Source organism: Candidatus Sulfotelmatobacter sp. (genome assembly GCA_035504415.1).
In the GTDB taxonomy this organism is placed as follows: domain Bacteria; phylum Vulcanimicrobiota; class Vulcanimicrobiia; order Vulcanimicrobiales; family Vulcanimicrobiaceae; genus Vulcanimicrobium.
Genome location: DATJRY010000021.1, coordinates 65,664 through 78,463, shown reverse-complemented (window position 1 = coordinate 78,463; position 12,800 = coordinate 65,664). Strand labels below are relative to the sequence as shown.

10 protein-coding genes are annotated in these 12,800 nt (G+C 67.3%); 8 read left to right on the top strand and 2 right to left on the bottom strand.

Annotation, left to right across the window (positions count from 1 at the left end):
• Nucleotides 1–5 precede the first annotated feature (5 nt).
• Nucleotides 6–1,904 carry a hypothetical protein gene (locus VMD91_18215; GenBank protein HTW86011.1) on the top strand — a complete coding sequence of 633 codons (1,899 nt, stop codon included), beginning with the start codon at nucleotides 6–8 and terminating at the stop codon, nucleotides 1,902–1,904.
• A gap of 17 nt (nucleotides 1,905–1,921) precedes the next feature.
• Here the strand turns inward: VMD91_18215 and VMD91_18210 are convergent, their stop codons facing one another.
• On the bottom strand, nucleotides 1,922–2,053 hold the full coding sequence (locus VMD91_18210; GenBank protein HTW86010.1) for a hypothetical protein: 132 nt from the start codon (nucleotides 2,051–2,053) through the stop codon (nucleotides 1,922–1,924).
• Between the two features lie 151 nt (nucleotides 2,054–2,204).
• Here VMD91_18210 and VMD91_18205 point away from each other — a divergent pair, with 151 nt between their 5' ends.
• The 5 genes from VMD91_18205 (at nucleotide 2,205) to VMD91_18185 (ending at nucleotide 10,330) form a co-directional block, all read left to right on the top strand.
• Complete coding sequence (locus tag VMD91_18205; GenBank protein HTW86009.1) at nucleotides 2,205–3,350, top strand: CofH family radical SAM protein; 1,146 nt, start codon at nucleotides 2,205–2,207, stop codon at nucleotides 3,348–3,350.
• A complete protein-coding gene (locus VMD91_18200; GenBank protein HTW86008.1) occupies nucleotides 3,347–4,150 on the top strand; it encodes a menaquinone biosynthesis protein in 804 nt (267 codons plus the stop codon). Before VMD91_18205 ends, VMD91_18200 begins: the two co-directional genes overlap by 4 nt.
• Complete coding sequence (gene mqnC, locus VMD91_18195; protein ID HTW86007.1) at nucleotides 4,137–5,219, top strand: cyclic dehypoxanthinyl futalosine synthase; 1,083 nt, start codon at nucleotides 4,137–4,139, stop codon at nucleotides 5,217–5,219. The genes VMD91_18200 and mqnC overlap by 14 nt, the downstream gene beginning before the upstream one ends.
• Before the next feature lie 238 nt (nucleotides 5,220–5,457).
• Complete coding sequence (locus VMD91_18190; protein ID HTW86006.1) at nucleotides 5,458–8,745, top strand: TonB-dependent receptor; 3,288 nt, start codon at nucleotides 5,458–5,460, stop codon at nucleotides 8,743–8,745.
• Nucleotides 8,746–8,749: 4 nt separating this feature from the next.
• On the top strand, nucleotides 8,750–10,330 hold the full coding sequence (locus tag VMD91_18185) for a hypothetical protein (GenBank protein ID HTW86005.1): 1,581 nt from the start codon (nucleotides 8,750–8,752) through the stop codon (nucleotides 10,328–10,330).
• A gap of 65 nt (nucleotides 10,331–10,395) precedes the next feature.
• Here VMD91_18185 and mnmA read toward each other — a convergent pair whose 3' ends face one another.
• Entirely contained in the window at nucleotides 10,396–11,475 is a 1,080-nt protein-coding gene (mnmA, locus tag VMD91_18180) for a tRNA 2-thiouridine(34) synthase MnmA (GenBank protein ID HTW86004.1), read from the bottom strand.
• A 59-nt stretch (nucleotides 11,476–11,534) separates the two neighbouring features.
• Here mnmA and VMD91_18175 point away from each other — a divergent pair, with 59 nt between their 5' ends.
• On the top strand, nucleotides 11,535–12,278 hold the full coding sequence (locus tag VMD91_18175) for a RodZ domain-containing protein (protein ID HTW86003.1): 744 nt from the start codon (nucleotides 11,535–11,537) through the stop codon (nucleotides 12,276–12,278).
• Between the two features lie 21 nt (nucleotides 12,279–12,299).
• The gene (locus VMD91_18170) at nucleotides 12,300–12,791 is read left to right on the top strand and encodes a YajQ family cyclic di-GMP-binding protein (GenBank protein ID HTW86002.1); all 492 of its coding nucleotides are present in this window, start codon (nucleotides 12,300–12,302) and stop codon (nucleotides 12,789–12,791) included.
• Nucleotides 12,792–12,800: the final 9 nt, after the last annotated feature.

Sequence of the window (12,800 nt, the reverse complement as noted above, 5' to 3'; positions counted from 1 at the left end):
GCCGCATGACCCGCTCGTTGCTCGCCGCCGCCATGGCGGCGGCGCTGACCGCGACGCTGCCGATGCCGACCGTCTCGGCGCAATCGCCGGTCCCTCCGATCCGGCTGCACGTCGACGCGAGTCGCGTCGTGCAAGGGATCCTGTTCGTTCACGAGACGATCCCGGTCGCGCCGGGCGCGCTGACGCTGTGGTACCCCAAGTGGATTCCCGGCGAGCACGCGCCCAACGGCGAGATCCAGAACCTGGCCGGCGTCGTCATCCGGGCCGGCGGCCCGACCGGTCCGCGCGTTCCGTGGACGCGCGATCTGGTCGACCTGTACGCGTTCCACCTGACCGTGCCGGCGTCGACGAGGGAGCTCGACGTCTCGTACGAGTACCTGGGCGCGCAGGGCGAGCTCAACAGCGCGAGCCGTTTGGCGACGCCGAACATCTTCACGCTGACTTGGAACAAGGTCATCCTCACGCCGGCCGTTCAGGACTATTCCACGCAGATCATCGCGCCGTCGGTGACGCTGCCGGGTGCCGATTGGAAATACGCGACCGCGCTCGACGAGCGCTCGCACAGCGGTGCCGACGTCGCCTTCGCGCCGGTCTCACAAGAGATGCTGGTCGACTCGCCGCTCGACGCCGGGCTCAACGAACGCGTCTTCGCGCTCGGCGACTTCAACGGCGCCCCGGTGACGCTGGCGGCCTTCGCCGACACACCCGACGAGCTCGACGCCAGCGACAAGACGATCGCGCACCTGCGCAACATCACCACGCAGATGCGCGCGCTCTACCGGTACCGGCACTTCAACCACTACACGTTCCTGCTGACGGTCAGCGACGTGATGCGCGGCCAGGGCGTCGAGCACCATCAGTCCAGCGACGACGGGTCGGGCGGTTCGTACCTGACCAACGAGGGCAACTTGGCCGCCGGCGGCGCGCTGCTCACGCACGAGTTCAATCACTCGTGGGACGGCAAGTATCGCCGCCCGGCGGATTTGGCGACGCCCAACCTGAACGCGCCGATGATCGACGACCTGCTCTGGGTCTACGAAGGCATGACGCAGTTCTACGGCAACCTGCAGGCCGAGCGCGCCGGCTTCTCGACCGCACAGCAGTGGATCGACTCGCTCGCGCTGGACTACGCCGGCTATGACGCGGAGCGCGGCCGCGATTGGCGTCCGCTGGTCGACACCGCGACCTCCTCGTCGTTCCTCTACGGGACCCGCGGGGCGTGGATGAACGAGCGCCGCAGCGTCGATTATTACGGCGAGGGCGCGCTGATGTGGCTCGAGGCCGACGTGCTGATCAAGAAGCTGACCGGCAATCGCAAGTCGCTCGACGACGTGGCCCAGCTGTTCTTCGGCAACGGTCACGACACGGGGCCGATGGTCCTGCCGTACACGCGCGCCGATCTGATCGCCGCGATGAACACGGTCGCGCCATACGACTGGGCGACGTTCTTCCACCAGCGCGTCGACGAGATCGCGCCGCATCCGCCCGACTTCGTGACCGGCAGCGGTTACCGGCTGGTGTGGACCGACAAGCCCAACGAGTTCGAGAAGCTCGTCAACGGCGTGCGCCACATCGTCGACCTGCGCTACTCGCTGGGACTCTCACTCAACGCGGCGGGAACGGTCACCGACGTCATCCCCGGCTCGGTCGCCTACGACGCGACCGTCGGGCCGGGCGAGAAGGTCGTCGCGATCGACGGCCGCGCGTTCAAGGGCCAGGAGCAGTGCGACGCCGCCCTGCGCGAAGCGAAGAACGGCACGCCGATCGTCCTGCTGCTCGAAGCCGGGAACGTCTACCGAACCGTCTCGCTGAACTACGGCGGCGGTCCGCGCTACCCGCACTTCGAGCGAGTCGCCGGCGCGCCCGACGTGCTGGGCGAGATCGCGAAGCCGCTGAGTCCCTAGCCCCCCTCGACGCGCGTTCAGGGCTGCGGCGCGCACGGCGCCATCGGATCGTTGTCGACGCACTGGCTGCACACCAGCTCGCCGTCCGCATAGGTATGGAAGGCGTAGGAGTGACCGCAGCGTGGGCACTTCCCCGTCCGTTTCGCCATCCGGCCCGATTCGGGAGGCGCGGAAGGGCTGCCCTCCCGCTGCCCGCCGGAAGTCTTTTTGCAAACGGAGAAGCCGCCGACGAACGTCCTTGTTCGACCGACCCCATCCCCGTAGGCTGGCGGGGAGTTCTGTAGGAGGATGCGACCCCACGTGACGACGGCCGACCCTGCGCTCCGCGCGATCGAGCAGAAGCTCGACGCCGGCGACTCGCTCTCGCTCGAGGACGGCCTCGCGCTGTACCGCACGCCGGACATCCATACGCTCGGCCGCCTTGCCAAGGCGGCAAAGGAGCGCAAGAGCGGCGACCGCGTCTACTACGTCCTCAACCGCTACATCAACTCGACCAACGTCTGCTACGCGAACTGTCAGTTCTGCTCGTTCGCCAAGGGCGAGCGCGACGCCGAGAAGGTTCGCATGTCGGCCGACGAGGTCGTCGCCAAGGCGCTCGAGACGGGCACCAACTTCAACCAGCTCCACATCGTGGGCGGCCACGATCCCCGTCAGCTCTCGCTCGATTATTGGCTGCCGCTGATGCGCCGCTTCAAGGAGATGCTGCCGCACGTGCAGCTCTCGCTGTTCACCGCGGCCGAGATCGACTACATGGCGCGCCGCCATCGGCTCTCGTACGACGAGATCTGCCGCACGCTGCGCGAGGCGGGGCTGGACAACGTCAACGGCGGCGGCGCCGAGATCTTCGCCGATCGCTTTCGCGCCGAAGTCTGCCCCAACAAGGTCGACACCGCGCACTGGCTCGAGATTCACGAGACGCTGCACCGGCACGGCGTCGCCTCGAACGCGACGATGCTCTACGGTACGATCGAGACGCTCGAGGAGCGGCTCGAGCACCTGATCCTGCTGCGCGAGTCGCAGCGCCGCTCGCCGGGGTACAACGCCTTCATCCCGCTCGCGTTCCATCCCGACGGCAACGCGATGTCGAGCCACGGCTGGACCTCCGGGCTGGACGACATCCGCACGTTCGCGGTCGCGCGCTTGATGCTCGACAACTTCGACCACATCAAGGCCTATTGGATGATCCAAGGGCTGAAGGTCTGTCAGCTCGCGCTCGGCTTCGGCGCCGACGACATGGACGGCACCCACGGGTCGACCGACGAGGAGCGCATCTACCACAGCGCGGGCACCCGCTCCGGACAGTACGTCGACGATCGCGAGTTCCGCCGCTTGATCGAAGAGGTCGGCTACGTCCCGGTGCGGCGCAACTCGACCTACCAGACCTTCCCGCACGACTGGAAGCCCGACGACGAGATGCCGGTCGCCGCGGAACCGGTGCTGGCGTGAACCCGCTCCGCTACGGGCGCATCCCGTACGTCAACGTCGCGCCCGTCGAGACGGCCTTCGATCGGGGCGCGGTGACGCGCGCGGTCGAGGTCGTGCGCGGCGTGCCGACCGCGCTCAATGCGGCGTTGGCCGCCGGCGAGATCGACGTCGCCGCGATCAGCGCGGCGCACTATTTGCGCCACCGCGACCGCTTCGTGCCGCTGGGCGACCTGTGCATCGCGGCCGACGGGCCGGTGCGTTCGGTCGTTTTCGCCTCGCCGGTCGCTCCTGAAGCGGTCGGCGAAATCTCGATCGCGGTGACGCGCGACTCCGCCTCGGGACGCGCGCTGCTCGAGACGATTCTGCGCCGCTATCCGCACGCGCAGCCGAGCTACGACGTCGTCGACGACGCGCTCGCGCAGGCGCGCGCGCACCGTCCGACGCTGCTGATCGGCGACGACGCGCTGAGCGCGCGCGCGGAGCTGCCGCCCGAACAGGTCTTCGATCTCGGCGAGGCATGGCGCGGCTGGACCGGTCTGCCGTTCGTCTTCGGTCTGTGGTGCGTGCGCCGCGACCTGCTCGCGAGCCGCCCGGACGACGTCGAGGCCTTGAGGGCGGCGCTGACGGAGGCGCGCGCGTGGGGTGCCGTCAACCGCGAGACGGTCATCGATGCCGCCTTCGTGCAGCGTCCCTTCTCGCGCGAGCTCTACGACGACTACTTCACCTGCCTCTCGTACACGCTCGGCGATCGGGCCCGCCGCGGGCTCGAGCACTTCGCCGAGCTGCTCCCGCCGGAGGAGGCGCTTCGTGTCGCTGGCTGATCTGCTCGATCGCGCCGCCACGGGCGGCCGGCTGACCGAAGCCGAGGGCGTGCGCCTCTACAAAGAGGCGTCGCTGCACGCGCTGGGCGCGGCGGCGCACGCGCGCCGGATGGCCCTCTACCCGACGCAGGACGTCACCTACGTCATCGACACGACCATCAACTACACCAACGTCTGCAACGTGCACTGCACGTTCTGCGCCTTCTTCCGGCCCGAGCACCACGCGCAGGGCTACACGATGTCGCACGACGTCGTGCTCGAGCACGTCCGCTCGGCGGCCGACCAAGGCGCCACGCAGATCATGATCCAGGGCGGCGTCAATCCGGAGCTGGGTCTGGCGTGGTTCGAGCAGCTCTTCCGGCGCGTCGCGGCCGAGTATCCGCGCGTGGACATCCACTCGCTTTCCGTTTCCGAGATCGCGGGCTTGGCGCAGATCGAGAACAGCTCGCCGTGCGAGATCCTCACGCGGCTCAAGGCGGCCGGAATGAAGTCGCTGCCGGGCGCCGGCGCCGAGATCTTGGTCGAACGCGTGCGCAAGCGGATCTCCGCGCGCAAGATCAAGCCGCAGGACTGGATCGGCGTCATGCGCGAGGCGCAGCTGCTCGGCATGCCCACCACGGCGACCATGATGTTCGGCTCGATCGAAACCGACGAAGAACGGATCGAGCACCTGCGCGTCATCCGCGACCTGCAGGACGAGACGGGCGGCTTCACCGCGTTCATCCCGTGGTACTACGTGCCGTTCAAGACGCCGCTGCGCGGGCGCGAGGCCAGCGGCGTCGAGTATCTGCGCGTGCTGGCCGTCTCGCGGCTGTTCCTCGACAACGTGCCGCACCTGCAGGCGTCTTGGCTTACTCCTGGGCTCAAGCTCGGTCAGCTCGCGTTGTTCTACGGCTGCGACGACATGGGCGGCACGATCCTCGAAGAGCAAGTCGTGCACGACGCGGGCGGCGGTAACGAGGCGACGCGGGCGCAGCTCGAGCAGACGATCCGCGGTGCCGGCTTCGTTCCGGTCGTGCGCGACACGTATTGGAATCTGCGCGACGACGTCGCGCTCGCGACCGCGTAACCCAGCTTCCTCCAAGACTTACGGATTTAGTAAACGGAACCGCGTCTTACGAAATTCGGTGCGCGTTTCGAATTATATTTATAAGCGTCAACGCGCATCAGACTCTTGCTAAATTAGGAGTTCTGTTTTCGATTAAGGTACCAAAGGAAACCTTAATCAGTGCTGCTAACGACGCCCGCAATCTGGGGGCCGCGTCTCGTGGGCCTCAGGGGATTTTGTCACTTTCTCGGAGGCGTCTATGAGCAAAGCTCAGGCGACGCTGCGCAGACTCGCGTCTGCGCTGATCGTCGCCACCTTTGTGCTTGGCTCGTTCCTTTCGATGCGCGCACCGGCTCTCGCAGTCGGTGGCCAAACCGGTACCTTGACCGGCATCGTCGTGAACGATCAGCACGAACCAGTTACGGATGCCACAGTGACGGCGGCTTCTCCGTCGGGGTCCTATCATGCAAGGACCGACGCGAAAGGCTTCTTCTCGCTGCTGGGTCTTCCGGCTGACACCTACACCGTATCGATCGAACGCGTCGGATATCAGACGCAGACGGTCACCGGTGTTACCATTCTGGGCGACCAGAACCAGAACCTCAACACGATCACGATGAGCCGGCGCGTCATCGGCCGCGTCTCGGTCCACTCGCCGAACTCGGCCTTCCAGCCGTCGCAGACGATCGACCAGACGACGCTGAGCGGACAGCGCATCGCGCAGGCCCTCGGCACCGCGACGAACACCGACGAGCGGCAGCTGCTGCTCGCCGCGCCGGGTGTCCAAGAGGACAGCAGCGGCAGCATCGCGATCCGCGGCTCGCAAGGCACGGAAATCGGCTACCAGCTCGACGGCGTGAACTACACCGCGCCGTTCTTCGACGCGAACGGCGGCGCCGGTCTGTTCCGCACCGGCGGTTACCTGAACGGCTTCGCTTCGGGCACCGGTGGTTCGGTGCAGGTCATCTCCGGCGCGGGTGACGCCACGCAGGGCAACATCGGTGCCGGCGTGATCAACATCATCCCGCCGCGCGGCACCTATCCGGCCGGCGGCATCGCCAGCTACACGTTCGGCAATCCGTACCGCAACGGTCAGTACGACCTCGACTACGGTATCGCGACGCGTAACGGCTCGATCTCGAACTATCTCGCGATCGACATGGACGACTACGCTCCGCTCTATGCGCCGTTCGGCGCGTCCGCGGCCTCGCTCGGCGAGTACGGCGGCCCGAGCGCGATCAACCACAGCGACTTCCTCGACAACCTGATCGTCCGCTTCGGCAAGAATCAGAATCAGTCGGTGCAGATCCTGTACCGCGACACCGTCGAGGACGTTTACGGCGATTACGGCGCGCTGGTGCCGTACTACAACGCGAACCCGATTCAAGAGGCGAACTTCACCCAGTTCGGGTTCGACTCGAGCCTGTTCGCCCCGCTGCCCTACGGCTCGCAGGCGACCACGCCGGCCAGCCCGACGATCTACCAGTCCTCGAACACCCACTTCTTCAAGCTGGGCTACACGAACGCGTTGAACTCGACGACGTTCCTGACGGCGGACTGGTTCAACTGGGCACAGGACCAGATCACCAACCAGGCAGATACCGGCGCGTTCGCGGACACGCCGCTCTATGAGGACATCGGCGGCTCGCGCGCGGGCTTCGACCTCAACCTCAGCCACCAGTTCGGAACCAATCACCTGGTGACGCTGGCGACGCGTTTGGAGAACGACCACCCGCGCTGGACGGCCGAAGAGCCGACCTACAGCGCGTTGCTGCTGTACCTGGACCAGGACGCGATCTACGGCGTGGGCGGAATGCCGTCGTACGCCGACTTCCAGGTTCCGGTGGGCGGCGTCTGCCCGACCGCGGGCGGCTGCTACATCTACGACCACGACGGTGGCGTTCCGGTGCAGATCCCGCTGTTCGGCATCGACTACCACGGGTCGGACTTCCAGAACTACGGCATCGGCATCCGCGACCAGTGGACCGTCACGCCGAAGCTGAAGCTCGACTACGGTCTGCGCGAGGACATCGCGAACTACAAGTGGGGCGCCAACCCCTACGCCGGTGCGGAAGCCGATTACAACCCGTCCGACCTGGGCACGCCGCAGCTCGGCGCGGGCTTCCTGCAGCCGCACATCATCCAGCCGCGTTTCGCCGCGGTGTACGACCTCACGCCGAACGACGCGCTGCGCGCCTCGTACGGCCGTTCGGTCGAGTTCGCGTACGGTCAGACCGGCGGTACGCCGTTCAACATCTCGGACGTGAATCCGATCCTCAATCAGCTCGCGCCGCTGGGTGACCAGACGACGAGTCCGACCTGCGGATCCGGCTTCAACAACACGCCCAACGTGCCCGGCGCGAAGCTGAACCCCGGCATCGCGACCTCGGCCCCGTATGCGGGCTACTTCTTCCCCTGCGCGAACTACGCGCAGCAGTTGTTCTGGGCGTGGGATCAGCTCGGCGACGCGCCGGACTACGGCGGCACCGCGCAAGAAACGTTCAGCAACTACGACGTCGAGTACAGCCACCAGTTCACGAAGGGCTTCCTGACGGGCTGGGGCACCAAGCTCACCGGGTGGTGGCGCCGCGGCTTCAACGTCTACGAGGACGTGCTGCTCTCGACGGGTCCCCCGGACCCGGCGACCGGTATCGTCTCGGGCTCCGTCTTCAACGTCCGTCCGGACGGCATCGAGAAGGCGTTCGGCATGGAGTTCAACATCACGGCGCCGGACCGGCCGTACGGCTGGGGCGGCTACCTGACCGCGAACTACCTGAGCGAGTTCACCACCGTTCCCCCGGCCTGCTGCGGTCAGAACGCGCAATACGCGTCCGACTCGCTGCCGGGCCTCGTCCCCTCGTTGCTCTTGACCGGCACCAGCCAGGTGTACCGCACCAACACGCTGCCGCCGTTCAACGTCGACACGGCCGTCTCGTACAAGACCCGCAAGGGCTTCAAGATCACCCCGATCTTCATGGCCAGCACCGGCTACCCGATCGGCGTCGGCAACGAGACCTTCTCCTCGGTCAACGGCTTCGTCACCGAAATTCCGTCGACCAATTTCGGCGCGGCTGGACCGATCGGCGGCTACGGCCTGCCGTTCCAGGCGAACAACGCGTTCTCGTACGTCGACCCGTCGAATCCGGGCTCGTACCTGCACCCGAACATCGCCGCGACGCGCGGCTACAACGGTGCGCCGCTGCCGGGCGGTGCGCTCTCGAACCCGACCGACACGCTGAACCTCGACCTCGAGTACAACATGGGCCAGGATCAGCGCACGACGATCGGCGTCTACATCGCCAACGTCACCAACAATCACTACGGCATCCCGTACGACAACCCGAAGTATCAGGCGGTCGCGACGGGCGTGGCCGGTCCGCAGACGGGGCAGAACATCACGGACTCCAATCCGGCGAGCCCGTTCTACTCGTACTACGAGGCCGGCGTGCGCGACGAAGGCTACTACAACGGCGGGCCGAACGGCGCGTTCCTGCTCCCGTACAACGCCGGGATCAACTTCAATTTCTACGTACAGAGAAAGTTCTAGCTGGATGAACGCTAGAGTAAATCCATATCTCCTGTTCCTCAGCGGCGCCGCCGCGCTCGCCCTGGCCGCTTGCGGCCAGGGCGCGCAGGGGCCGCCGGCCACGCACAGCGTGAATCCAGTGTCTCCGAACTACGGGACGCTGCAATTCGCCGTCGGAACCGCGAACATTTACGGTCAGGCGAGCGGCTTGCAGGTCATCGCGACGTATCGCCAGAGCAACGGCTTGAGCGCCGTGCTGGTGAGCACGCCGCAGATCACCGGCCCGTTCTCGATCTCCGGGGCGGCACCGTTGCAAGGCTGCGCCGGTGGCGGACCTGGGAACGCCGCGGGACAACCGGACTTCACCACCGCGTTTGGTGGAACGTGCCCGACCCTCGGGGCGAACGGCTACACGCCGACCTTCCCGCCGACACCGAACGCCGCAAGCGCCGGTGCGACCACTCCGAGCGGCCCGAGCGGCTCGGAGATTCTCGCGTCGTCGACCAGCGGCACCGGCGAGATCGAAGGAACGCCGCAAAGCGTTCGTCCGACCTCGCTGATCTGCGATTCCACCACGCCGTGCACGGTGAACGGCGGCACGGTCCTTCCGAATACGACCACGTTCGGGCAGTCGGGCGGCGTGTTCGGCATGGGCCTCATGCCGGCGAACTCGCAGAGCAACGGGACGGCGTTCAGCTACTCACCGTACCCGTTGCCGCTCTACGACGACGGCACGCTTGCCGCGGGTCCGTCGGTCGAGTGGGGAGGCCCGCCGGCCTATCCGGGGCCCAATGACATGGGCGATCGTGACGGTACGACGGACCTCGGTGCGGTCAACGGCGCGATCGAAGGCATGACCGTCTTCGAGAACGTCACGCAACCGGTCGGGACGTACACGCTCAACCTGACCGTTCCGACCGGCCAGAGCTCGAGCGGTTCTTCCTCGTACGCGACGCTTACGAGGACCGCGAACATCGCGTCCTCCGCTCTGCTTCCGGCAATGCCGCCCGCGGCGTTGCTCGAAGACGGAAACGGCGGCGCGACCGAGGTCGTGGTCGCCGGAACGACGACCCCGTATACGCTGCCAGCCGGCGTGACCGAGGCCATCGTCAACATCAGCGACGTCGGCCCGACCCCGACCGCCAGTTCGAACGCGAACTGCCAAGGGACGCTCGGACCGAGCCTCAGCGGCGCGATCGCGCCGTACGTGTCGTACACGGTCGTGATCGAAGGAGGGTCGACGGGAGCGCTCGGCGACACCTTGGGGCCGAACATCAACTACGGCACCTCGCACACGCTGCAAGCGTCACCGACGCTCTGCACCGCGACGGCCAATACGACCGCGAACGGCGGCACGGCGACCCCGGGCGACATCTACAGCGTCCAGGTCATCGGGCTCGACTTCCCGCTCTACGAAGCTTCGCAGCAGTACGGGAAGCAAGCCCCGACGATCACGGGCGCCAACGGTCAAGCCGACATCTCGATCGGCGTGCCGGTGTACTACCAATACGGCGTGGCCGGCCCGTACACGGGTGCGGTGCAGAAGCTCCGCAAGCCGGCACGGCTCCACGCGGTGCACCTCAGCAGCCTCCCCGCCATCCACTAACACCACCGGGTGTAACGAAGAACCCCCGCTCCGGCGGGGGTTCTTTCTTTTTGTTGCGACGCGGCTCAGGTGGTGGAGCGGATCGTCGCCGCGCCGAGCACTTCGTCGCCGCCGAGATCGAGCAGCGCGACCAGCTGGCCCGGGCTGACCGCGCGCTGCGGTTCCAAGAACGCGAGCCGCAGCGTGCCGTCGCCGGCGACGGTCGCGCGCGCCGCGGCCGGACGAGCGCGATACCGCGTCATCGCCAGCACGTCGGCGGCGCCGCCGGCGAAACGTTCGGGGCGGATCAGGTTGAGCTCGTCGGCGATCAGACCGTCGACGCCCAGCTCGTCTTCACGCCCGATGACGATCGTGTTCGTCGCGGCGTCGACGCGCGTCACGTAACGCGGCCCCTCGCCGGCCGGCAAGCCGCGTCGCTGGCCGACCGTGTAGCCGCCGATCCCGGCGTGCGCGCCGACCACCGCGCCGTCGCTGGTGACCACGACGCCCGGCCGCGCGGTCTGCGGCGCCAATCGCGCCAGCACGTCGCGGTAGTCGCCGCCCTCGACGAAGCAGATGTCCTGCGACTCGGTCTTTTCGGCCACCGGCAGTCCGAGGCGGGCGGCATGCGCGCGCGTCTGTTCCTTGGTCGCCTCGCCGAGCGGAAGGAGAAGGCTGCCCAGCTGGGCCGGCGTCAGCTGCGCCAGCGCGTAGGCCTGGTCCTTGGCCGACGCGCTGCGATACAAGTGGGGGCCGTCGGTGCCGTGCTCGAGCCGCGCGTAGTGGCCGGTGGCGACGTAGCGCGCGCCCAGCCGGTCGGCGTAGGCGCGCAGCGTGCCCAGCTTGACCTCGTTGTTGCAGGAGACGCACGGGTTAGGCGTGCGGCCGGCGGCGTAGTCGCGCGCGAAGCGCTCGACGACGCCGCGCCGGAACGCTTCCTCGAAGTCGAGCACGTAGTGCGGAATCCCCAGCGCCGCCGCGCTGCGCCGGGCGTCGTCGAAGTCGTCGGCGCCGCAGCACGACTTCGCGTGCGCGGGCTTCGTCGGCGCGTACATCTTCATGGTGACGCCGAGCACGTCGAAGCCGGCCTCCACCAAGAGGCCGGCCGCCACCGCCGAATCGACGCCGCCGCTCATCGCGGCGACGACGCGCACGCGCTCCGTCATCGTCTCCACGACTGTAACACGCGACCAGGAGAACGGGGTGCGCCCGCAAAGGTGCGGTCATGCCTGCGCTCGGGGAGAGATTCCGAAGCGCGCGGGAAGCGCGCGGGCTCAGCCTCTCGGACGTCGCCGAACAGATCCACATCCGTTCGGTCTATCTGCACGCCATCGAGACGGAAGACTGGCCCGCGATCGGGGCCCCGGTCTACGTGCGCGGCTTCATCCGCACCTACGCGCGCTTCCTCGGTCTCGACGCCGAGGCAGCCGTCGCCGAGTTCAACGAGACGGCGCCCAGCGAGCGCCCGGCGACGGCGCCGGTCGTCACCGCCGAGCGCGAGCGCAGCGGGCTCTCGCCGTGGGCGATCGGCGGGATTCTGGTCGCGCTGCTGCTGGTCGGGTTCGTCGCCTTCGAATATTTCTCGTACACCCAGAACGGTCCGAGCGACGTCGCCCAGGCCACGGCCGCGCCGCAACCGCAGGGGACGGCGAGCGGGTCCCAGGCCGGGACGGCGCCCGACGCGGCCTCGTCGGCCAGTCCCAGCCCGGCGCCGACCGTCAGCCCGACGCCGGCGCCCAAGCACCAGCTGGCGCTGCACGTGACCGAGCCCTCCTGGGTGCGGGTCACGGTCGACGGGACGACCGTCGTCGAAGGAACGTTACCGGCCGGAACCGCCAAGTCGTTCACCGGCCACGTCGCCGACGTTCGGATCGGCAACGCCGGCGGGGTTCGGCTCGTGGTCGACGGACGGACGCTCCCGCCGCTCGGCAAATCGGGCGACGTCGTCGAACAGCGCTACACCCTGTAAGACCCCGAGGACCCACCCGCTATGCCCTCCGACTCCTCGTTCGACGTCGTTTCGCGCGTCGATGAGCAAGAGCTCGACAACGCCCTCAACCAGGCCCGCAAAGAGATCGCGGGCCGCTTCGATTTCAAGAACTCGATCGCGTCGATCGAAGAAGCGAACGGAACGATCACGCTGCTCGCCGACGACGCGCTCAAGCTCAAGAACGTGTGGGACATCGTCCAGTCCAAGGCGGTCAAGCGAGGGATCGACCTGAAGGCCTTCGAGGTGAAAGAGCCGGAGAACGCCTCGGGCGGAGCACTGCGGCAAAAAGTTGTCGTGCGCGCCGGGATTCCGAAAGACAAATCCAAAGCGCTGATCGAGGCCATCAAGGCCGCCAAGCTGAAAGTCCAGGCGCAATACCAGGACGAGCAGATCCGGGTCTCAGCCAAGTCCAAGGACGATCTGCAAAAGGTGATTCAGCTCCTCAAGGGGCTGGACTACGAGCTGCCCCTGCAGTTCGTGAATTACAGGTAGTTGTTGTCG

Coding starts and splice junctions, on each gene's coding strand:
- VMD91_18175 (HTW86003.1), top strand. CDS start 11,535: ATGCCTGCGCTCGGGGAGAGATTCCGAAGCGCGCGGGAAGCGCGCGGG.
- VMD91_18210 (HTW86010.1), bottom strand. CDS start 2,053: ATGGCGAAACGGACGGGGAAGTGCCCACGCTGCGGTCACTCCTACGCC.
- VMD91_18190 (HTW86006.1), top strand. CDS start 5,458: ATGAGCAAAGCTCAGGCGACGCTGCGCAGACTCGCGTCTGCGCTGATC.
- mnmA (HTW86004.1), bottom strand. CDS start 11,475: ATGACGGAGCGCGTGCGCGTCGTCGCCGCGATGAGCGGCGGCGTCGAT.
- VMD91_18185 (HTW86005.1), top strand. CDS start 8,750: ATGAACGCTAGAGTAAATCCATATCTCCTGTTCCTCAGCGGCGCCGCC.
- VMD91_18215 (HTW86011.1), top strand. CDS start 6: ATGACCCGCTCGTTGCTCGCCGCCGCCATGGCGGCGGCGCTGACCGCG.
- VMD91_18170 (HTW86002.1), top strand. CDS start 12,300: ATGCCCTCCGACTCCTCGTTCGACGTCGTTTCGCGCGTCGATGAGCAA.